The sequence below is a fragment of the Lacipirellulaceae bacterium genome, from assembly GCA_040218535.1.
Lineage (GTDB): Bacteria > Planctomycetota > Planctomycetia > Pirellulales > Lacipirellulaceae > Adhaeretor.
On the sequence record JAVJRG010000006.1, the window covers coordinates 1 to 23,178 of the forward strand.

Annotated in this window: 16 protein-coding genes; 14 read left to right on the forward strand and 2 right to left on the reverse strand. The window is 54.8% G+C overall.

From position 1 onward, the window contains the following. The first annotated feature begins 1 nt into the window (after nt 1). The gene (locus tag RIB44_08770) at nt 2–2,950 is read left to right on the forward strand and encodes a glycosyl hydrolase (GenBank protein ID MEQ8616673.1); all 2,949 of its coding nucleotides are present in this window, start codon (nt 2–4) and stop codon (nt 2,948–2,950) included. Here RIB44_08770 and RIB44_08775 read toward each other — a convergent pair. Further along, complete coding sequence (locus RIB44_08775) at nt 2,900–3,313, reverse strand: hypothetical protein (GenBank protein ID MEQ8616674.1); 414 nt, start codon at nt 3,311–3,313, stop codon at nt 2,900–2,902. The two genes, RIB44_08770 and RIB44_08775, sit on opposite strands and share 51 nt — an antisense overlap. Between RIB44_08775 and RIB44_08780 the strand changes: the two genes are divergently transcribed. From RIB44_08780 to RIB44_08810, 7 genes are all read left to right on the forward strand, one after another. After that, nucleotides 3,246–4,655, forward strand: coding sequence for a polysaccharide lyase 6 family protein (locus RIB44_08780; protein ID MEQ8616675.1), 1,410 nt, complete (start codon nt 3,246–3,248; stop codon nt 4,653–4,655). The genes RIB44_08775 and RIB44_08780 overlap by 68 nt on opposite strands. 81 nt (nt 4,656–4,736) lie before the next feature. After that, nucleotides 4,737–7,634, forward strand: coding sequence for a hypothetical protein (locus RIB44_08785; GenBank protein ID MEQ8616676.1), 2,898 nt, complete (start codon nt 4,737–4,739; stop codon nt 7,632–7,634). Between the two features lie 54 nt (nt 7,635–7,688). Beyond that, nucleotides 7,689–8,636 (forward strand): sugar phosphate isomerase/epimerase family protein, encoded by a 948-nt coding sequence (locus RIB44_08790; protein ID MEQ8616677.1) that lies wholly within the window; start codon nt 7,689–7,691, stop codon nt 8,634–8,636. 55 nt (nt 8,637–8,691) lie between these two features. Beyond that, entirely contained in the window at nt 8,692–9,444 is a 753-nt protein-coding gene (locus tag RIB44_08795; protein MEQ8616678.1) for an SDR family oxidoreductase, read from the forward strand. 72 nt (nt 9,445–9,516) lie between these two features. After that, nucleotides 9,517–10,737 (forward strand): divalent metal cation transporter, encoded by a 1,221-nt coding sequence (locus tag RIB44_08800; GenBank protein MEQ8616679.1) that lies wholly within the window; start codon nt 9,517–9,519, stop codon nt 10,735–10,737. 45 nt (nt 10,738–10,782) lie between these two features. After that, nucleotides 10,783–12,510, forward strand: a complete 1,728-nt coding sequence (locus tag RIB44_08805) for a divalent metal cation transporter (protein ID MEQ8616680.1) — start codon at nt 10,783–10,785, stop codon at nt 12,508–12,510. Between the two features lie 156 nt (nt 12,511–12,666). Further along, the gene (locus RIB44_08810) at nt 12,667–13,836 is read left to right on the forward strand and encodes a XylR family transcriptional regulator (GenBank protein MEQ8616681.1); all 1,170 of its coding nucleotides are present in this window, start codon (nt 12,667–12,669) and stop codon (nt 13,834–13,836) included. A gap of 117 nt (nt 13,837–13,953) precedes the next feature. Here the strand turns inward: RIB44_08810 and RIB44_08815 are convergent, their stop codons facing one another. After that, nucleotides 13,954–15,009, reverse strand: a complete 1,056-nt coding sequence (locus tag RIB44_08815) for a hypothetical protein (GenBank protein ID MEQ8616682.1) — start codon at nt 15,007–15,009, stop codon at nt 13,954–13,956. A 607-nt stretch (nt 15,010–15,616) separates the two neighbouring features. On the opposite strand from RIB44_08815, the gene RIB44_08820 reads away from it, so the two are divergent. The 6 genes from RIB44_08820 to RIB44_08845 all read left to right on the forward strand — a co-directional run bounded on the left by RIB44_08820 (nt 15,617) and on the right by RIB44_08845 (nt 23,140). Next, nucleotides 15,617–17,287 carry a PEP-CTERM sorting domain-containing protein gene (locus RIB44_08820; GenBank protein MEQ8616683.1) on the forward strand — a complete coding sequence of 557 codons (1,671 nt, stop codon included), beginning with the start codon at nt 15,617–15,619 and terminating at the stop codon, nt 17,285–17,287. Nucleotides 17,288–17,373: 86 nt separating this feature from the next. Continuing rightward, nucleotides 17,374–18,375, forward strand: a complete 1,002-nt coding sequence (locus tag RIB44_08825) for a DUF1559 domain-containing protein (protein ID MEQ8616684.1) — start codon at nt 17,374–17,376, stop codon at nt 18,373–18,375. An 84-nt stretch (nt 18,376–18,459) separates the two neighbouring features. Beyond that, nucleotides 18,460–18,969 (forward strand): hypothetical protein, encoded by a 510-nt coding sequence (locus RIB44_08830; protein MEQ8616685.1) that lies wholly within the window; start codon nt 18,460–18,462, stop codon nt 18,967–18,969. A 65-nt stretch (nt 18,970–19,034) separates the two neighbouring features. Beyond that, nucleotides 19,035–19,430 (forward strand): hypothetical protein, encoded by a 396-nt coding sequence (locus RIB44_08835; GenBank protein MEQ8616686.1) that lies wholly within the window; start codon nt 19,035–19,037, stop codon nt 19,428–19,430. 101 nt (nt 19,431–19,531) lie between these two features. Next, nucleotides 19,532–21,754: a polysaccharide lyase 6 family protein gene (locus RIB44_08840; GenBank protein MEQ8616687.1), complete on the forward strand. Its 2,223-nt coding sequence runs from the start codon at nt 19,532–19,534 to the stop codon at nt 21,752–21,754. A gap of 12 nt (nt 21,755–21,766) precedes the next feature. Further along, nucleotides 21,767–23,140, forward strand: coding sequence for a Gfo/Idh/MocA family oxidoreductase (locus tag RIB44_08845; protein MEQ8616688.1), 1,374 nt, complete (start codon nt 21,767–21,769; stop codon nt 23,138–23,140). Nucleotides 23,141–23,178 lie beyond the last annotated feature (38 nt).

The following is a 23,178-nucleotide window of genomic DNA, read 5'->3' on the forward strand; positions in this document are numbered from 1 at the left end:
AGTGCATTGGATTACCAGACCCCAGCGGCATTCGCCGCCAGCAGGCTTGCTTCCGTTCGGCCTACGGCCTCACTCCAGCAAGCCTGCTGCAGTAACCCCGATTCTCTCACTTAGGCTGGTACTGAAAACGGGGGAAGGTCAGAATACGCTAAACATCGAGTACGTCCTGGGCTTCAACGAACCGGAACGCCCCGACCAGGCGAATATGTCTGTTGCCCAAGCGATTGATGTCTGGGACATCATGGACGATCAGCTCTCTGGGGCTGGGTTGAAACTCGTTAGCCCTGGCGTCTCTGATAACCTGGCGGGGCGTGAATGGCTCGCAGACTTCATGTCTCAGGCCGCGGCGAACAATTTGATCGTTGATGAGATTGCCTTCCACTGGTATGGCGGAGTCAACCCGAATAATCCCGTAGGGTCGGCGAATGGATTTCTCAGTCGAGTCGACTCGTATTACAACACGTATGGACTTCCCATCTGGATTACCGAATTCGCAGGTCTTGATTTTGGGAATACGGTGGGTAGTCCTGAACTGATAGCCGCGAATGCCGCGTTCCTTGAGGTTGCCATTCCGGGCCTCGAAAGTCGACCTTACGTGAATCGGTACTCTTGGTGGCAGTACGGTCAATCTGACAACGGAGAGCAAGACGATAGCCGACTCATCGAGCAGATCAACGGTGTCTGGACACCTACGGTCATTGGAGATCCCTATCTGCCGACCTACGGTACGGGCGAGACGTTTGACATCGACGGTACCGACTACAGCAAAGATACGATCTACCTTAAGGGAGGGACGGTCACCAATACGGGCGCACCAATCACACCAGCAGTCGATTCGGTCTATGCACTAGAGAACACCAATGTCATGGGAGGAACCTCTGATTGGGCAATGGGAGAGGAGGGGACCGTCGAAATCAACTCCGGCGCAACCCTTCAGAAGCAAGATACGAACACGATCCGTTTGCTTGGCACGCAAGTCAACAATCGGGGCACCTTTCACCTATCGCAAGGGACCGTCTCTTTGGAAGATGGCGTTCAAGTCTCCGGGACAGGCAGTGTGCAACTTGATCCGGGCGCGACGATGAGTCTTGGCTCCGCACCCGATCGAGCCGGTGTTGGCATTAGCCAACCTCTGGAACTTCATGGGGGAACGGTTGTCAGCAACCCCATCGCCGATGGCACGCACATCATCTCCGGAACGAACACTACTCACGGAACTACAACGTTCGAAGGGAGCGGTCTGCTTGTGGTGACAGGGCCAATCGTGGCTCCAAGTGGCGGCGGTGGAGGTGGAATCACGAAAGCAGGCTCAGGGACGCTTTATCTAGCCAACAACAATACGTACGAGGTCGATACGACGGTCGAAGAAGGGACTCTGCGTTTAGCGAGCGGAGGAACCCTAAGCGGCTCGCAGAATATCGCAGCACGACCTTCTGGGACGCTCAACGTCACTGAGAAGCCAAGCGGCTATATCCTCTCGAACCAGAATCTGGCCCTCGAAGGGAAAGTCGTTGGCTCGATCCAAGCAACCGGCGGCAGTACGATCACGCCACTGGGTAGTTCGAATCTCATTGAAGGTAACTTGACGGTTTCGAACTCGATGGTGAGTGTTGGTGGGGACGGTTTTAACGAGATGCAACCCGTGCCAACGATCGTGAGCACCGGTTTGCAGCTAAACTTCGACGCAGCGCTCGATACGGCAGGGGATTCCACTTGGACAAATGCCGCCAGCCCAGGCAGCGATGTTGCTTTCGCCGGTGGAAGTAGTCCCGCGGCGATCTCCGCTCCCAGCCATCCAGGTGTTACTGCCGCGTATCACATTCCCACGGTCGGCGGTGCGGAAGGGCTGAATCAGTACTTCGAGGGCCAATCACCTCAGCGAAGTCAGCGTGATGCTTCCTTTGAAGTCGTATTCCACGTCTCGGATACTTCAGCGGGCGGCGATCAAGTCCTCGCCAAAGTCGGCGGCACGGGGCGTGGCGTTTCCTTTCTGCTCAACGATGGGTCGTTGAGCTTCAACGTCAACGGGGATGACACAGCGACCTCAACCTTGAGTACATCTCTCAGTCCTGGTTGGCACCATGCCGTCGGCGTGATCGATTTGTCTGGCCAGGGTGACGATCTGGCAAACGATTCGATGTCTCTTTATGTGAATAACGTGCTCATCGGAACCCTTGAGAACTTGTTGATCGACGATTGGGCGGGAGGCAATCTTTCAGGCATTGGGGACACCGCAAGTGTGCTGGGAGCCGGCGGCACTCCAATACCCTATCACGACAGCATCGCGATTGTTCGCTATTACAACGACATTGCTTTCGGCTCCACCGAAGTTGGCATCAACCACAACAACCTTGTCGGATCAGGAGTTGCTTTACCCACGCAGATGAATATCGACGGCGACTACCTTCAACAAATCGATGGTACGCTGCAGATGGATCTCTTCTCGCCAAGCAGTCACGATGCTCTTGATGTGACAGGGACAGCAACGCTCGACGGCCTGCTCGACATTAACGAGGTTGATGGCTTGGCTCCTTCAGTCGGCGATACTTTCACGATCCTCTCTGCCGATGGCGGAGTTCAGGGCGAGTTTGACTCGGTCGAACTCCCAATCCTCTCCGGACTGCAGTGGTTTCTCGACTATTCAGCCAACGACGTCAGCCTCAGCGTGATCTACGGTGCGGACTTTGATGGCAGTGGCACCGTCGACGGGGCCGATCTGATGATTCTGCAAAGAGGAATGGGACTCACCGGTCAGTTGGACAACTCCAACGGCGACGCCGACGGCAATGGCGTAATCGACTCCAATGATCTGGCCATCTGGAAAGCCCAATACGGCACGAGTCCGGGCTTGCTTACAAGTTCACTGAAGGCAGTCCCCGAGCCGAGCTCGGCATTTCTTCTAACGGTGGTCGTACTCGGCTTGGTGTTCCAGCGACGCGGTAATCAATGAGAGCGACTCCTTGATTGCCTGAAGTACGAGTCGCTCTTTGTCGCTGGCAAGGAAACCAGACAGAAATTGCGTCCTCGCTTCTCCAGATTCGGTATCTCGTGCCGTTTTTTGGATTGCTTCTTGAGCGCAAAACGCGCTCAATGAATCGGGTAAGTGAGCCAGTTGCACTTCGTTGGCCACCGCGATCGATCCCAGGAGCAGTAATTTGCGATTCTTCAGCCTCTTTGTATTTTCATGGATACTTTTTGCTCTCTCCCCGGTTAGCTTGGGCTCGGAACGAGTCACCGTCGCGTCGTTGGACGAGCTACGAGCCGCAATAAAGACAGCAAAGCCAGGCTCGATCATTGAGGTAGCAAAGGGCACCTACGAACTTCAGCGCGATCTTGAGCTCAAAAGACTCGTTGGCACGCCAAAATTGCCCATCACGATCCGCGCGGGATTTCTTCTACAGACAAGATTCATAGGAAGGCATGTCGTCAAAGTGCGAGATTCCCGGCATTTGGTCCTCGAAGGATTCCGCTTCGCGATGGATGAGGCTGCTGGTGGAAAGAATGGTTTGGTCAGTGTGCGCAACTGCCAAGACTGCCGCATCACCCGTTGTGACTTTTCCATGCGAGGTGCAGAGGACTCCGAGAAAAACCATACTTGGCTGACGCTTTACGGGGGAGCGAGCGCACACAATCAAGTTGACCATAATCGGTTCTCAGGGAAGCGAGGAAGAGGCTACTACCTCTTCATCACTGGCGAAGGAGATTATGTTTCGCAAGGCGACCTGATCCGGCGCAACCACTTTGTTGACCGAACCTACGGAAAGGACGAGAACGAGTTTGAAGCCATTCGTATCGGCGAAAGTCGCATCGGCAACGTGGGCGGAAAGTCGCATACGACCATTCGCGAGAATCTTTTCGAGCGGTGCCAAGGAGAAGACGAAATTGTTTCCTTCAAAGTAGGCGGGGGTAAGTTCCTCACCAACTCAGTGATCGATTGCCACGGCAGCATCGTGTTCCGTGACGGCAACGATGGTGTCTTCGCCGGAAACTTTGTCATTAAAACTTACCAAGAGAGACCGTTTGCAGACTTTCGCGCAGGTGGCGTGCGGTTTTACGGCTCTGGCCACCGGGTTTACAACAACTACTTCCAGGGCTTGGATGGAACGTCCATGAAAGCGCCACTTGCAATCATGCACGGCGCCCCGGCGGGTAGCGGTGCCCAAGGAGTCGCCGACGGATTGCCCGCTTCGGACTGCCAAGTTGTTCACAACACTTGGGTTCGCTGTGCTCAACTGCGGTTAGGACATGCCTCGAAGAAACGCCCTTTGCCCCCCGAGAATTGCGAGTTCTCCGGAAACATTGTCTGTGAGACCAACGATAGCCAGCTCTTGAATCTCTTTGAAGCGGATGGAATCTCGTTCTCTGGAAACATTCTCTACGCCAATCGCAGCAAGGAGACGGGAATCGAATCGCGAGAGTTTTCAGAACGAGAATTTCGAGTTGTTGACCCATTACTCAAGCAAAGCGAGGGGCTCTACCGACTGTCGACAGAATCGCCTGTAGTCGATGCGGCTCAAGCCAAGTATGAATTCCTTACCCACGATATCGACCAAGAAGCCCGTGACCTGAAGCCTGATGTCGGGGCTGATGAGTTGGGCACTTCAAGCGTTAGGAAACCGCTAACACCATCCGAGGTGGGGCCTACCGCAAAGTAGACGCTCGTTCTTGGTGATTTTCCGGAAGTCACTCCGGCGAAAAAAGATTGCGGATTTCGCTACCTCAGCCAATGATAAATAATGGCTTATCGCGTTACGGCACGCATCTTCATTCTTGCTTCTGCAGCTTCTACTCACATGCTAAGCGTCTTCGGAAAACTGATTTCTTCGCTGAGGGTCTGCGTAGTGGTCACTCTCTGTCTCATTACGAACCCCGCAGTAACGTCCGCCAACGAGAGCGCCTGGGTGAAGACCAGTTCCACGGGTCGATTGATGTATGTCCCTGATGCGGAAGGGGATCGCATTCTCGATTTCTCAGGAGTCGGGTATCGAGGCCAGGGTATTGAAGCGATCCCTGATAACGTCCCCAACGTGGTCACCCTCTCACCAGTTGCCGGAGACGATACGGGAAGTATTCAAGCAGCGATCAATCAAGTCGCCGCGATGCCTTTAGGACCGGACGGGTATCGGGGGGCAGTATTTCTCAACGCTGGTGAATACGACATCAACTCACAACTTCTGATCAACGCCAGCGGGGTCGTGCTTCGTGGAGCAGGGCAGGGCACTAATGGAACCGTTTTACGTGCGAGGAACGTCGGCCCAGAGGGCACGAACCAACGTCCGCTGATCCAAATCATTGGCAACGGCGGTCGGTCGAACGTTGGCTCCACCCGAAATCTGATCGACAAAACGGTACCGGCAGGAACGAACAGTTTTCGCGTTGATGTGCCGGGGGAGTTTTCCGTTGGCGATACGGTTCGGATCGAGCGTCCTAGCACTCAGGCTTGGATCAACGCGGTCGGGATGAACAACCCACCCAACGGCGACCCGCCGTGGCAGCCGGGCACCATGAACATTCGCTACGATCGCACGATCACTCGTGTCGAGGGAGATCGGATCTTCATTGACGAGCCACTAGGGAATTCGTTTGAGCAACAATACGGCGGAGGCACCATCCGCCGCTACGTTTGGAATGGTGCCATCAATAACGTCGGCATCGAGAACCTACGTGGCGATGCCGACTTCGATTCGCCGACCGATGAGGATCACGCTTGGGAATTCATCGAGGTTGGCAATTCACAGAACAGTGACCGGGCCGAACATGTCTGGATTCGAGACGTCACGGCTTTGCACTTTGGGGATTCGTTGGTGGTTTCGAATCCTGGCTCGAAGTGGGTAACGGTCGCCAATGCGACGAGCCTCGAGCCCGTGAGCGAGATCACGGGAAGTCGCCGTTACACCTACGACCTCAGTGGCGAGCTTGGGTTCGTCACGAACTCGACGGCCGACGAAGGGCGTCATGATTTTGTCACCAACAGCACGCGTCCTGCTGGCCCGAGTGTCTTTCACAACTCAACGGCAACGAATGCCAACAGCGACACGGGACCCCATCAACGGTGGTCAAGCGGAACGCTTTACGACAACATCACCGTCGAAGGAAACGCCATCAACGCTCGCAACCGCGGCTCATTCGGTACCTCGCACGGTTGGTCAGGGGCAAACATTACGGTTTGGAATTCTGAGGCTGACAGCTTTCGAATCCAAAACCCGCCTACCGCTCAAAACTGGCTGATCGGTTCCACTGGCACAATTGTTGAGGACACGACCTTTGGTCCGCAGCCTTCAGGAAATTACGATTCGCATGGCACGCCGGTCACAGCCGGGGGAACGACAAGCCTGTACGATGCCCAGCGAAATGACGCACGCGACATCAAAGAGTATCGCTTCACTGCGAGTTCAGGGGATTGGAACACCGCTGCCAACTGGGGTCAGGAACTGGTCCCTACGGATGTCTTTACCGTTTCCTCTCGCGATTACTTGCAGGGTGACATCGACAATTACGTCGACGACGGCAGCGGTAGTGTCGACGAGCCGTTTGTCGATCCCGCATGGGAAGCGTTCATCCTTGGCTCATCGAGTCATCCCCTGGCCGGTTTCGACGAGGTTGCCACGAATCAAAACGTCGCCTTCACGATGCAGCACGCCTTGGATGCAGGCGAGCAAGTCATCCACGCCACACTCGCCTTAGCTCTGAAGCAAGGCGGAGGGGATGTGAATACGGACTTTATCCGTGTCGCAAATTCCGGTAACCGTTTCAATTTCAGCGATCTCGGCTGGGACACGCAGATCAATCCAACAGAATCTTTTGTCGGTGTCGTTGATCTCGCATCGATCCTTTCGGATCTGCAAACAGGGTCCGTAAACGTTCAAATCAATGACGATACGGGGGTCGACTGGGCGATGTACACCATCACCGTTGCCACTCCTACTTCAAACGCCAACGATACGAAAGTGTTCGTCGAAAACGGCGGAACCGTCACCGTTAGTAACTCGGTGGCACCGATCGGAGACCTCAGCATTGGGGAAGCGGGCAGTGGTACGCTTTCGCTTACCAGCGAAGGGACAGTTGAGATCTTCGGCGACTTCACCCAAACCGCCGCTGGTGGCTTAACCGTTGAACTTTCGAGCGCAAGCGATTTCGGTACTCTCGATATCGGCGGCACTGCCACGATCGACGGAACGCTAGAAGTGAACCTGGAAGGCGTATTCGATCCGAGCGCTGGAGACCTTTTCGAAATCATCTCTGCAAACAGCGTAGCCGGCGAGTTTGATTCGGTGAACTTGCCAAGCTTGGTCGGGGAACTCGCTTGGAGTGTGCAGTACAATTCCGCGAACGTTTCACTCGCGGTCCTATATTCTGCCGACTTCAACGAAGATGGCTCGGTCGACGACATGGACCTCACCCTCTGGAAAGCCGGATTCGGCACGACCGATGCCAGTCGCTTGGACGGCGATGCCAATGGCGACAGCCTGGTTGATGCGGCTGACTTACTGGCTTGGCAACAGCAATTTGACAGCTCAGTCTCGCTCGCAAGCGCTGTCCAAATTCCGGAACCTTCTGCCGTTTTTTTGGCTCTCTTCGCGTTGGTGATGCCGTTATCCTACAGGCATCGTCGTGTGCAGTTTCGTCACGGCTAAGCAAGCTGTGGTTGCTTTTCGCGTTAACTTCTCGTTCCTTAGAGCCTCAAATTCATGTCTGATTCTATGCCCCTCGATCGCCGCCGGTTCGTCTCCCATAGCCTCCGCACCGTTGGAGCCGCTGCTTTAGCCAGCCCACTTGCTCTGGCTGCAAAGACCTCCGTGGCGAAGGAAGCCGCCGCATCCGCTGCTGCATCGGCTGCCAGTACAAAGTACGAGATCATCGCTTTCACGAAGTTCTTGCAAGACCTCTCTTACGATGAGCTTGCCGATACCATCAAAGACCTCGGCTTCGAAGGAGTCGAGGCGACCGTTCGGAACAAAGGACACGTCTTGCCAGAGCGTGTGGAAGAGGACTTGCCGAAGCTGGTCGAAGCACTCGATAAGCGCGACTTAAAAGTCGTAACGATGGCTTCTGACGTGCTCAATCCTCAACAACCGCTGACGGAAAAGGTCCTCAAGACTGCGGTCAGCCTGGGGATCAAAAGCTACCGGATGGGCTTCTACAAGTACGATCTCAAAAAGCCAATTTTGCCACAGCTCGAAGAGATTCGCCCGCAGGTGGAAGAACTCGCGGCCTTCAACAAAGAACTCGGAATCGGTGCTCTTTATCAAAATCATTCCGACGCGAAATACGTTGGGGCCACGATCTGGGATTTGCATTGGCTTCTCAAAGACATCCCTGTTGATCAAGTTGGCAGCGCGTTTGATATTCGTCACACAACGATCGAAGCGGGGTTGTCATGGCCCGTGCTGTATGACGTGATCAAGCCACACATTGGTGCGTTGTTTGTTAAGGACTTCAACTGGGACGGCAAGAAGGCCAAGCACGTGCCGCTTGGCACGGGCCGAGTCGATCCGAAATTCTTCGACCAAGTGAAGAAGGACGGCTTCTCAGGACCGATCTCGCTGCACGTTGAATACCTTGGCAAAGAAGGAACGCAGGCCAATATCGACGCACTTCGCAGGGACCTCAAGGTCCTGCGTGGGTGGCTTACTTAGCCGGCGGCTACTCATCTGATCTTTCTAATCACCTCTTCAAAGCTTGAGAAACTCCATGGAATTGTCCGGAAAGCGTGCCCTTATCACAGGCGGCACGAAAGGAATCGGCGAAGCAATCGTCCTCGATTTGGCGAAGCAGGGCGTGGACGTCGCCATAAATGCTCGGAATATTGATGACCAGGCAAAACAACTCGCCGAGCAGGTCGAAGCCCTCGGCCCTAAGTGTTGCCTCATCGCGGCTGACATGGCTGATCCGGCCGAGGTCCATCGCTGCGTCGAAGAGGCAGCCGCCCAACTTGGCGGAATCGACATCCTGGTCCACAGTGCAGGCGGCCCTTCCGGAGGGAAGCTTGAGGACATCTCCACTGAACAATGGAACCACACGTTTCAGGTTCACGTTCATGCGGCGTTTCACCTTTGCCAAGCTGCCATGCCGCTGATGAAGCAAAACAGCGAAGGGGCGATCATTTTCATCTCCTCGGCAGCAGGCATCCGAGGTTGCCCCGGAGCCCTCGCTTACGGCACCGTCAAAGGAGCGATTCTGCATTTCACGCGCATGCTCGCCCGTGACGTGGCAGATGACAATATCCGCGTGAATTGTGTGAACCCTGGCATCATTCGCACGCGTTTCCACGAAAACATGACACCAGAGCAACAGAAGCACAATCTCGCCAACCGCATTCCACTGCATCGCGAAGGCACCGTGGAGGACGTTGCGCAAGCAGTCCAGATGCTGATCACCAATGAGTTTATGACCGGCGAATCGGTCACGATCGATGGCGGAATGACCATGCAAATCGTTCGCTGATTCTTCCCTTGGGTAGGGCGACATTTCTTTTACCCCCGGTTGCAGCCTTTGTTAGAAGCTCTCTCCCGCACCGTGCGCTCGATTCTCCCGGGACTGTTTCTCGTCGGGTTTACGATCGGCACCGGTAGCGTGACCTCGATGGTCAAGGCTGGGGCAGACCACGGCATGACTCTGTTGTGGGCGTTGCTACTTTCCTGTGTCGCTTCATACATACTTTTCTCAGCTTTCGGGCGCCTCACAGCGGTCAGCCGGCTGACTGCCCTGCAAGCGATCAAGCTTCACATTCATCCAGCAGTCTCGCTGTTCATCCTCGTCGCACTGGTCGTTTGTGTGAGCGGCAGCATCATGGGCGTGATGGGCATCATCGCGGATGTCCTTGCTGCCTGGTCGGATGGTTGGAGTTCGAGTCCCCTACCGCCTCTCGCCTGGGCCTCCCTGATCACCTTGCTGATTGTCGTTGCGCTGCTTCGCAACAATGTCCGAAGCTTCGAGAAACTACTGGCTGCACTGGCAGGCATTATGGGCGTTTGCTTCTTGCTGAACGCAGCGCTCACACTTCCAGCCTTGAAGGAAATCGCCGGTGGACTCGTCCCCAGCGTTCCTAAGACGGGTTCGGGAGAGGACTCATCCTCGGGGTTCTTGGTTGTGGCAAGCATGGTTGGAACAACCGTAGCGCCGATTGTCCTTTTCTTCCGCTCGATTCTGGTCGGGGAAGCAGAGTGGACAACCAGCGACCTACGGCAACAGAATCGCGATGCCGCAATCTGTTCCGTGCTGATCTTCTTCATCAGTGCAGCAATAATGGCCAGCGCTGCAGGAAGTTTGCATGCTCGCGGCGAAACGTTGCAACATGCCAAGGAGATGATCCCGCTGCTTGAGCCACTGGCGGGCGTATTTGCTGTCGTCGTGTTCGTGCTTGGAATTACGGCGGCGGGGGTTTCTTCTCAATTCCCAAACGTGGTCGCCTTCGCTTGGTTGCGTCGCGATTATCGCGGCGAGAGGGCGGCGATCAAGAGTTCCATCGATCGCGCGTTGGTGATCGGTATGGCGTTGCTGGGGCTTGTCGTTCGCCTGTTTGAGGGAAGACCGGTTTTCATCATGCTCGCTTCCCAAGCTCTCGGGGCGGTCCTGCTGCCGACTACCGTGATTTGCCTTTTCTACTTGCTCAACAGGCGCGAAGTGATGGGGGATTATCGCAATACCAAAGGGGAGAACATCACGCTGGGGCTGATCGTTCTGTTCTCGCTCGTTATGGCCGCTATTGGCGGTTATGGCTTATTCAATTCTCAGTGAAAGAGCCAATAGCTCGCCTGCTACTGTGCTACTCGGAGAAACCTGATGACAGAGACAAATGACATTTCAACCCAGGTCGAAGCCGACAGGCAGACAATCCTTGCGGCCAAAAACCGCGGCAGAATGGCTACCTTGGGTGCTTACGTGAGGCTCTCCGGCCCGGGGTGGATGCAAAGTGCCCTCACACTCGGCGGTGGCACCATGGGGAGTAGCCTCTATCTTGGAATCCTGGCTGGGGTAAGCATGATTTGGCTGCAGCCTTTTGCGATGGCTTTGGGCGTCATCATGCTCAGCGCGATAAGCTACGTGACGCTCTCCACAGGGGAGCGTCCTTTCCGTGCGATCAACAAGCATATCAACCCTGTCCTGGGATGGTCGTGGCTCATCGCAGCACTGTTGGCCAATATGGTTTGGTCGATGCCACAGTACTCTCTTTGCTTCGCGGTGATCGAACAAAACCTGCTGCCAGAGGTCTTTACCGGAGAAGGTTTGCTTGCCCCGGGAGTGCAGGAATCGAAGTTAGGAACGTGGCTTGTTTCCATTGCCATCCTTGTCCTTTGCACGCTCGTCACCTGGAGCTACGGAAGCGGAAGCCTAGGCATCAAAATCTATGAAGGGATGCTCAAAGCGGTTGTCGCCATCATTGTGCTTTCCTTTTTCGGCGTGGTGATTCGCATGGCGATGGTTGGCGAAGGCGTGGATTGGGCTGGTGTCTTGGGGGGAATGATCCCAAAACTCCACCATCTCTACGCGCCGTCAGATACTTATAAGCCTTTGCTCGACGCTTTGGGCGACTCATCAGTGAGAAGCTATTGGAGCGATTACATCGTCAGTCAACAGCGCGACGTCATGATCAGTGCCGGCTCGGCTGCCGTGGGCATCAACATGACCTTTTTGTTGCCCTACAACCTACTCTCCAGAGGCTGGAATAAGGACTTCCGCGGCATGACGATCTTCGACATGTCGACCGGCACCTTCATTCCTTTTGTGCTTGCCACAGGCTGTATCGTCATTGCCGCGGCAACCCAGTTTCACGCTCAAGCGCCAGAGGGTGCGAGTGTCGTCGGTGAAACCATTGAAATGCCGAAGCACCTGACCGACAAGTATGAAGAAATCCTTGAGAGCCGCTCCCAGCCAGAGAAACTTCAAACCTACGACATTCCCGAGGACATCTCGCTCGCTGAAAAACAACTTGCTGCGGTGCTGATCAAACGCGACACCTACGATTTAGCGAAGTCTCTGCAAAATCTGTTTTCCGATAAGGAGGGTCGCGGCGGACGACTCTTCTCAAACTTCGTCTTCGGCGTGGGTGTTTTGGGAATGACGCTCTCTTCAATCTCGCTCATGATGCTGATCTCCGGCTTTGTCATTTGCGAAATCGCTGACCGCCCGGCACAGGGTTGGTTCTTTCGGATCGGCTGTCTCGCCTCAGCGAACGGTGTGCTGTGGCCATTGATCTGGACGGGGAAAACGAAAGCGTGGCTCACCATTGTCGCCGGTGTCTATGGTGCCATGCTTCTGCCAATCGCTTACGTGACTTTCTATCTGATGATGAATCAGAAGTCGCTACTCGGGGATGAACGGCCCAAGGGTGTCGCCCGCATAGTTTGGAACCTGCTTATGATCATCGCTGTCCTTGCGGCGACAGGTGCTGGACTCTCAGCAATCCTCGACAAGGGAGGCTACTACGGCCTCGGCTTCGCGGGTGCCTACATCGCACTTGTTCTTATTGTGCAATTCAACAGACGTGGGGCGACAGAATCCACGGAATGAATTTGATTCGCGGCGGTCGGGGAATTAGCCTGGAAACAGCTGTCTGAAAAATCGGTACCAAACACCATTTTTTCGGATTGCCTGCTCATGCGAATTCGCCAAAATCCCTGTAACGGCTGACTTTTCTGTTCGTTCTCCTCAAGACCGTCTCGCTCGATGAGCAAAGTTCCCCACGTTGCGCTCCTCGTTGAAACGTCCCGCGAATACGGTCGCGGGCTGCTTCGAGGGATTGCCCGCTACCACCAGGAGCATGGCCCGTGGTCGATCTACTTCGAACCGCACGGGCTCGACCTCAAGGCACCTGTTTGGCTGAAGAATTGGCACGGTGACGGCATCCTGGTGCGTGTGAACGATCGTGACATGGCCAAGGCGATCGCCGAGACGGGCATCCCTGCAGTTGATCTACGAGGGCGTTTTCCTGACTTAGCAATGCCTTTCATTGGCGTTGATAACCGACCAGTTTCCGAACTCGCGTTTCGCCACCTGAAAGATTGCGGGCTGAGGCATTTCGCCTTTTGCGGAACTCCCCGTGGTGAGAACCCCAATCAAGATCGGCGTTGCGACAACTTCGTGGCTCAAGTCGAAGAAGCGGGCTACGAGTGCGAGGTGTTCCTCGGCGAGCAGAAGTCAGGAAGTTCCAGCGATTGGGAGAAACAGCAGCAGCAAATTGCCGAGTGGCTCACGGAGTTGCCCAAGCCGGTTGGCATCATGACTTGTCACGACGATCGGGGCCATCAAGTGCTCGATGCGTGTCGTCGCGCCGAGTTACAAGTGCCCGACGAGGTAGCGGTGATCGGTGTCGATAACGATTCATTCTTCTGCAACATGTGCTCTCCGCCACTTACTTCAATCGACGTCAACCCGACACGGATTGGGTACGAAGCGGCTGCCCTGCTCGACAGTTTAATGAAAGGCGGATCTCAGCCGAAGGAACCTGTCCTGCTCGGCCCACCTCGCGGTGTGGCGGCTCGCCAGTCGACTGATATGCTTTCGGTTGAAGACCCCGAAGTCGCCAACGCGATTCGTTACATTCGCGAGAACGCAATCCGAGGCATCAAGGTGAGCGAGGTCTTGGCGAAAGCCTCCAAGTCGCCCAGTACGCTGGAACGCCGCATCAAGAAAATCCTGGGGCGAACCATCAAAGCGGAAATCACCCGTATCCGCCTCTCCCGTGCCAAGCTGCTTCTCTCAGAAACGGAACTGCCGATCTCAAAAATCGCCTATCGAACTGGCTTCTCTGAGCCAAAGTACTTCTGCGATGTGTTTCGGAAGAACGAGAACATGACGGCGACCGCTTATCGGAACAAGTTCCGCGATATTGACTAAGCCTTGTGTGACCGCAGCCTTGCTCGACACGAATAGTGATTTCTCGTGCGCAAGAAAAAGCCTGCCTTCGGAAGTCCGAAGGCAGGCGAAAACTGCAGCAATCCAACTCGACTCGAACTAGCTGCGACGACGACCAGCAATCGCTGGAAGACCCATCAGCAGTAGTACAAAGCTGGTTGGCTCAGGAGTTGAGAATGTGACCGTGATATTCGTGAAGTTAATACCATTGTCATTCGTGAGAGTCGTTGCATCGTCGGCTGCATTTGACGAGCCAAATGTGTTGGAGTTCGCGTGAAAACCAAGGAAGCCGAAGTCACCCGCGTCGGTACTGCTTGTGAAGTTCGTGTAGGTGTGAATTGTCCCACCTGGTTCTTCCAGAGTAGCCGTCAGCTTGAAACGATCACCTGTCCCCTTCGTGACAGAGAATGAGCCAACGTAGTCTGAATTTCCCACGAACACGTAACCAGCATCAGGACCGCTTGGCGAAATATTCGTGAAGTTTCCGGTTGTCCCCATCAGGCGACCAGTACCTGTCAGCGTGTTGACGTTATGCTCGCGGAAGTTTAAGTCTGCCGATGCGGCGGTGGTAGGATTAACGTCCATGTCCAGCTGGAAACCAGGCAAAGAGAGCGAATCTGAAGCGTCAGGATTGTTGGAAGCGAAGAGCCCATGTCCATAGGCAACATTGGGGGATCCGCTGCTAGCGTTCACGGCAGCGTCCAGGCAGCACTCATCTCTGCGTGTATCGTTCGGGTCAATACCTGCGTTGGCAGGATTCGTCGTAAGGCGGTCCAGGTGATCGAATAATCCGACCTTGAACGCAGTTGTCCTATTCGTTCCAACAGTTGCTGGTGTTGTGAATGAATAGGTCGCGGTGATCGTATCGCCAACATTGAGAAGAGACTGTGTCGCGAAAGTCGTATGCAAACCGCGGCCAGAAGTACCCGTGACAAGACCCATAGCACCGGTGGTTACTTCATCAGCTGAACTAGAGCTTGAAGTCCACCAGGAGCTGTCGAGCTCGCCACCAGTGCCAGTCGCAGCGAGATCGCCATCAGCCCAACTGTCGTTGATAATTACTGTAGTCGTGCCCGCCTGGAGAGAAGTCGCAAGCAGAGACATCACGATGCCCGTGCTTAGCGAAAAGATGAACCCTCTACTTTTCACAATCATTAAATCGTTCCCCGTTAATCAAAAGAAAATTGTTGAAGGAGATCCACCACGCACGGCTTGAGCAGATCGAAGATTGCCCACAGAACGTGGTCACAGATAAGCGTTAGTTCCATTAAGCCCTGCGACTACAGAAACAGCAATCCAATTTTCCGGACAATTTGTCCGTTTTTCTCGCCACTTACTCTTCTCACGCTCTCAGGTACTCAGACAAAGTCGATGTAACATTGTTCCACGCATCACGCAGCCATGTGCTTGTAATGGCGAGTTATAAGTGCCAGCGACACGAGGATGGAAGAACCCAGGAACAACTGTTAGCGACAGCCAGCCTGTCTTTTCTCAAGACGCCTGTTCCCAGACTAAATGGGTCGTCGGATAGTCGGAACAGCACCCCGAAAACCCTGTAGAAATTTCGGAACACGAATCTGTGTAATTGGATTGCTGTAACTGCAACTATCAAGCAACCTAGATGTACAGATTAAAGCTCCTCTGGAACAGACTTCTCAACTCAGAATTTTTGCGATTGGAACGGAGGGTGCCTCTCCCAAGGCAGCGAGTCTCCATCGCAGGTTTTCGAAACTATTCTTATTCGCTTCGAAAGGGTTCACTAATGAAACTTCTAGACTCCTATTGCGTTCCATTCGGACTGCTAAGGAAATCTCTCTTCGTAGCTGCGTTCGCTTCGGCTGTCACGACCGCAGCGATTTCGAATGCAGTCGTCGTTATTTACGATGGCTTCGGTGATGGAGATGTGAATAACAACGGCACCGCATTCGAGGATAATGTTTTTGTCCAGAATGCCGCGATGGATGATGTCATTGTGGGTAGCGGTGACACGATCGACACTTACGAGCCGTTCCTGGATGGCAATGGCAATCGACGAGATTCACCCCTCCTCTATCCGCTCGGCACGATGATTCAGGAGCCCACGAATACAGATTCTGAATATGATCCCTCCGACGCAGGTATCCTTTGGGTCGCCACAGGTGGCATCACGAATAATGGCTTGAACGGCGATCCCGCCGCCCGTCCGCGAATCATCAACGACACCACAGGCGCCCAACCCGAAACAGGGATCGGCTTCTTCAATTCGATCGCCGGCGCAAACCAAGTTATTCCTGCACTCAACGACGGCTACGCACTGGGTATTGAATCCAAGGGCCGCACGCGTTCAGTTACCGGTTTTTTCGAACGTGACCAAAGCTATTCGGCTGCCACAGGAGGCAACGGCAAGCAAGATACCGTTGCAGTGGGACCGAACGTCGACGATACGCTCACCGTTAGCTTTGACTTCCGCGTTTGGATGAGTGCCCCCAACTACAACGAGGGTGATACGAACAACCACACGCCCAACCGGGGTGAACTACGCTTCGGCATCCATCAAGACGCCGACGACGAATTAGGCGGGTCTCACATCGGTGCCGGACCAGTCATCGATGGTGTCCCCAACGCACGAATCTGGGGTCAAGAGCCTGGCTGGTTCCGAGGCGACCGTAACCCAGACCAACCTGACGCCAGCGGCGACCCGGGCTGGTTTGTGCGTCTCCCTTTGAAAGACCCCGCTGCTGCAGTTGACAATCTTTTCGGCCCATTCGCCGATGGCCGTGCTGCACGTATCAACGAAGAAACCAATCCCAACGCCGGGGATATCATTCTCCAGGGCAGTGGCACTGGCAGCGGCGGCGATGTCCAGACCGTTGCACAACCGCAAGAGGATCCCCCACTGTCGGGCAACTTCGATTTCCAGAACATCGAGACCCAGAAGCGGTACCGAATTGAGTTTTCGCTGCGTCGCTTCGATGAAACAGGCGGCAGCACCGATCCCAATGATCTTGGAGACAATATCGAAGCGACAGTCACAGTCACGAACCTAGATGACGCAAACGAAACCTTTTCGCTCAGCGGTTTCGACGCCCTCGACCCCATGATGATGGACCCCGATGCGGGCTTCTCGAGCGATGCCTTTGATTACTTCACTATCAGCACCGGTGGTTCGTCCAACTCTGACGAGTTCGACTATGTCATCGACAACTTCACTGTCGAGCTTTTCGGTAGTAACGCGCCAGTGGCTGATGCTGATGTGAATGATGACGGCATTGTTGACGGCACTGACTTCCTAACGATCCAACGGACAGACTCATCGCTGGTTCCACTCTGGCAATCGACCTATGGCACGAGTGGGGCCTCGGCCTCCGCCGCAGCGGTACCGGAGCCTACGGCACTACTAAGTCTTGCTCTGGGAAGTCTGCTGGCGTTCGGCGTGCGTCGCCGTCAGTCCTGATTTACGATTTACGTTTCTTTTCATAGTTCTCGGAGAACGCAGCTAGATTTGCACCCTCACCTAGGGATGCTCACAAAGGATTAGTCATGAAGAAATCCAAAGGTTTTACGCTTGTCGAGTTGCTCGTTGTGATTGCGATCATCGGCGTACTCGTGGGCTTACTTCTACCCGCAGTGCAAGCCGCTCGCGAAGCCGCTCGGCGGATGTCGTGCCAGAATAATCTCAAGAACATAGGGCTGGCTGACCAGAGCCACCACTCGGCAGTCGGGCACTTTGTGCCTGCTAGGTCGGGGCCAGATAGTACGACCAAACAAGCACTTAGGCACTTACGCGAGCCGGAAGAGCGATCTGGGGCGAGTGCATTCGTCCATTTGCTTCCCTACATGGAACAACAAGCTCTCTATGATCGCTTCGATATCAATGACAATGAGGGACTTTGGACTGCGGGACTATTCGGTTCGACTTGGCGTACCGCTTACCCGGCTCGTGCTGAGGCGCTCGGCGTGCGACCTGAGGTGATGGTGTGCCCCTCTAGTGGTGATGAGCCCCAGACCACAGACCCTAGCAGGCAGGGCTTTCCGGCAATTCCTGCTACTGGGAATTATGCTTCGGTTGCGGGTCATCGAGGCCTTATCTTTGGAGGCTATGGCGTCGATGCATGCATGCTCAAGCACTACAACACGGGGGTGCACCTTTACCACACTCTCATTTCGATCCGCCAGATTACTGACGGTACGAGTGCAACGATCTCGTTTGGCGAAGTCATCGATAGCCACACGCAGGAGAGCGAGAATATTTGGACCTATTGCGAACGTTACCGTAGTACTTTCCGCATGACCGATGTCGCGATGAACACCCCGCCGGACATCGTGGGACAACAAGCGAATAGCACCTTCAATGTGAATGGAGCATTCGCCAGCCGACACGCTGGTGGCTCTCAGTTCGCGTACGCTGATGGCCACGTCGAATTCCTCTCTGAGTCTATTGACTTTGAAACCTATCAGGAGCTCTCAACAATCGACGGCCCACCTGAGTTTTTAGATCAAGATGACGATAACAGTATTTGCATCTCAGCAAATGGCTGGTAGGCAGAGTCTTGGAGCACCCTCGGCTTGGGACAATTTGTAGTCGAAACGGATCAGCTTATTCAAATCCCAAAAGGGTCTTCATTAATGCGCAAAGAATACCATCTGGCTCAAATCGCTTATTGTGCTGCGATCTTACTATTCACTGGCTGTAGCGAGTCTACGAAGCACTATCCCATAGCGGGCCAGGTACTTATTGACGGCAAGCCAGTACCCGCGGGAACCATTCAGTTTGTCCCCGAATCTGGTCGTCCCTACTCAAGCAAGATTGACCAGGAAGGTTATTTCAGTCTGACCGACGACGTTTCCGGTGGTGCACAAAAGGCAGGTGGCGTCCCAGCAGGAAAATATCGCCTGGGAATCTCCTCAATGAGAGTAATTAATGAGGATGAAGGTGAAGTCGAACAGCATATTCCACCAAGTTACGCAGACTTTCGTAAATCCGAACTTGAAGTGCAGGTTACCGGTGAGGACAGGAACTTGGTGATTGAACTCACCTGGGATGGAGCGGAGAGAATGGATCACGAGAAGGCATCGACAGAGTCTGACAATGAGTCCGCCGTAGAACAGGATGATAAGGAAGGTGAGCAGGAATGAATGGCACGACGTTAACGACCAAGGAAACTTCATCCCACTCACTGTGCCGATCGAGACTAATTGCGTTGCTTTCTCTTGCGACTTTGGTTCCAGCATCGGGATGCAGCGACGGTCGACCCGAGCGAGTCCCCGTCTCAGGGCAAGTTCTCATCGACGGCAAACCACTCAGCTTTGGAATCGTGCAGTTCGTTCCCACAGGTGCCCGCCCCGCGGCCAGCAAGCTCGATCAAGAGGGCCGCTTCACACTCAAGAGCTACGATAAAGCCGATGGTGTTGTTCTAGGCACCCATAAAGTCATGGTGTCAGCAAAAGAGGTCATCGGTGAAAGCAAAGTGAGATGGCATGCACCACCCAAGTATGCTGACTACAAGAAATCGGGGCTCAGCTTCGAAATCACAGAACCAGTCGATGATCTTAAAATTGAACTCACTTGGGATGGCGGCAAGCCGTTCGTTCAATAACAGAAAGTCTTTCCGGGTTGCAAACTGTCGAGCCACCACTGAACTTTCTAGCACGAGCCGCCCTGGGCGCCTTCGTGACGGTGTCTTGCGCATCAAGTGTCTTGGCCGCAGACTTTATGGTCTCCAGCGCCGCTGAAATCACCCAAGTTCTGCAAAACGATGCTGGTCCCGGTGATACGCTCATCATGACCAACGGCACCTGGACCAATCAGACGATTAACTTCTCTGACTTTGGGACCTCCACCAACCCGATCACCTTGCGAGCGGAGACACCCGGGCAAGTGATTCTTAACGGGAATTCCACGCTCAACATCTCCGGCGACTGGCTGGTTGTGGATGGGCTGCGGTTTGAAGGCGGGTCGCTTCCCGACGGGTCCAATGCGATTGTTGAGTTCCGGGGTTCCAACGGCAACGCCACCAACTCGCGATTCACCAACTCAGCGATCATCGACTACAGCGCCACGAACGTGGACGATCGCTACCACTGGCTAGAGATCTTCGGAACGAACAATCGGGTCGACAACAACTACTTCACGGGCCAGAACCATTCCGGCGTGACCGTGGTCGTGCGACGTGACAGCCCCACGGCAGACAACCATACGATCGATCGCAACTACTTCGCGGACCGTCCCGAGCCCGTGAGCCCCAGCAGTTCCAACGGTTTCGAGACTATCCGCGTCGGCACCAGTACACAGTCGCTCAGTGATTCATTCACGACGGTGGAGAACAATCTGTTTGAGCGAGTCGATGGCGAGATTGAAATCATCTCGAACAAAAGCGGCAACAACACTTACCGTTACAACACGTTCCGTGACTCTGAGGGCACCCTGACCCTGCGACACGGAAACGATACCCTCGTCGAAGGCAACTTCTTCCTGGGAGAAAACAACAGCCGTTCCGGGGCAGTCCGCGTCATCGGCGAGAGGCAGACGATCGTCAACAACTACATTGCGAATGTTGACGATCGAGCCGGTGGCGCGATTTCTATTTCCGCGGGTGTCGATGGCTCGGCTGTCAATGAGTACTTCCAGGTGAAGGACGCGGTCATCGCACATAACACGATCGTCAACACGGCTGGCGTGCAGCTAACCTTCGATGATGGATTTGGCAGCAGTGGCCGCACTTTGCTCGCTGAAGACGTGACGATCGCAAACAACGTTTTCCGTTCCGATGGGCCAACGATTTTCGAAGGAAATGAGGGTGCGAACTGGACCTGGGAAGGGAACATCGCCTTCGGTGGCAGCCTCGGACCGAAGGCTGGGGACTCGGGCATCACAAACGTCGATCCGCAACTTAGTTTGGGTACCGACGGGCTCTGGCGTCCGACCAACCCCTCAGGGCCGACGGTCGATACCGCGGTTGGCAACTACAGTGGCATCCTCGTCGACGACATGGACGGCCAGCCACGAATCGGTGCCTATGACGTGGGAGCTGATGAGTTTTCGACAGCCATGATCGTCCGCAAGCCGCTCGAATCTGGCGACGTCGGACCAGCTTGGCTCGGCGACCCCATCGATCCGCCACCAGGCGGAGGCGGTTGTTTCGCAGACGGATGTGCCATTCAAGCGGAAGACTTCGACTCCGTGCTTGACCCCGATGGCAACGGGCTCACTTGGTCAGTTGACAACGTCGCAGAAGCTCTGGGTGGCCAAGTGATTGTGGCCCCCAATGGCGACCGCATTGATCTGCCTGCAGACACGCAAGACACCATTGCGACCTACGATCTGACCTTCGACCAAGCAGGAACCTACCGAGCCTATTACCGTGCTCGCGGGTTCAGCGGCAGCACCGACAGTATTTTTGTGCCTGATGATTTTGAGACCGACCCCGACAATAACGAATCGCTCTCCTCAAACGGGGACTTTCGCTGGGAGAACGGCGGGACGTTTACGATTTCGGCAAGCGACGTTGGGATGCCGTTGGAATTCCGCATCGGTCGGCGCGAACAAATGGCCGAACTCGACGCCCTAGTACTGCACCTCGATCTCTCGCTCAACGACGCTGAACTCGATGCCCTGTTCGACATCGTTATCGAGCCGGCGGACTTTGACGAGGACGGCGATGTCGATGCCGATGATCTGATTGCTTGGGAGACTGGGTACGGCACTCTTTCAGGGGCCATCCACGCCGATGGCGACGCCGACGAGGATGGAAGTGTTGTTGGCAATGACTTCCTGACTTGGCAGAACCAATACACCGGCACCAACGCCACCGCGTTCAGCACCCAAGTTCCTGAACCGTCCAGCCTCTTACTCGTGACACTCTTGTGCTTCGCTCCCGTAGTTCGAACTCGAACTCTTCGGTGTAGCAGCACTTCAGTTTAGGAAGGATTAGCTATGAAAGACTCAAAGCAGACCGCGAATCAGACGCCCAGTCGCCGCTCATTCCTGAAAACGGCCGCCGCAACCTCCGCGATGGCAGCTCCCTATTTTGTTCCCTCGAGCGTTTTCGGGTCCACTGCGCCAAGCAACCGAGTCACCATGGCTTGCATTGGCGTTGGCAATCAGGGCTTCCCCGTAATGAAGCGGTTTCTTGGCTACGACGACTGCCAAATGCTGGCTGTGTGCGACGTCAACCAAGGCAGCAAAGGATACAAGGACGACAAGCATTTCTACGGTCGCGAACCAGCCAAACAAGAAGTCGAAAAGCACTACGCGAAGTCGAAGGAGTCGGGAACTTATAAAGGTTGCGATGCCTACAACGACTTTCGCGAAATCCTCCAACGCGACGACATCGACACCGTCGTGATCGTCTCGCCTGATCACTGGCACGCGGAAATGACCATCCGTGCTGCTGAGGCGGGCAAGGATATTTATGTTGAGAAGCCACTCGGCCTGACCATCAACGAACAACATGCGATGATCAAGGCAGTGCGTGATAACAATCGCGTGTGCCAGACGGGCAGCCATGAGCGTTCGAACCCAAACGTTTGGAAGATGATCGAACTCGTGAAGAGCGGTGCCATCGGCGACGTCAAGCGAGTCATTTGCAATATCGGTCGCCACAACAAGATCGGCCCCGGCCCCGGCTGGGAAGAGATGCCTGTCCCCGAGGGCTTTGACTACGACATGTGGCTTGGCCCAGCTCCGCACGCCCCTTACCACGAAGACCGCTGCTTGTACCGCTTCCGTTTCAATTCGGACTACGCCGGCGGACAAGTCACGAACTTTGGTGCCCACTCTTTAGACATGGCTCAGTGGGGTCTAGGGATGGATAAATCCGGCCCTGTGAAGGTGAATCATGTCTTTGCTGAATATCTCCCCAAAGGCAGCCTCTACAATGCTCCGACCTTCGCCCATTTCGAAGCGGAGTACGCCAATGGCGTGAAACTCGTTTGCCGCACCGCTGAGCCGTCCGTTCGTTGCGTCTTCGAGGGCACCGACGGAATCGTTCGCATTGAGAACCAAGGGCGGAACTTCATGACGATCCCCAATTCGATCAAGACCGATCGTTTCGGATCCGACGTGCCCGAGGTCTACAAAAGCAACGACGATCACCAACGCAACTTTATCGACTGCGTCAAGTCTCGCAAAGAGCCCGTCGCACCGATCGAAGTGGGACATCGCAGCGCGACAGTCTGCCACCTTGGCAACATTGCGATTCGCTTAAAGAAGGAGCTGCAGTGGAACCCAGAGACTGAGCAATTCGTTGGCAACGACGAAGCGACCGCTCTTATGAGCCGCCCCTCGCGGCAGACCTGGCAGGCGTAAAAAAGAGAGTAGGTAGAAACAGTTCCAATAATACTTCA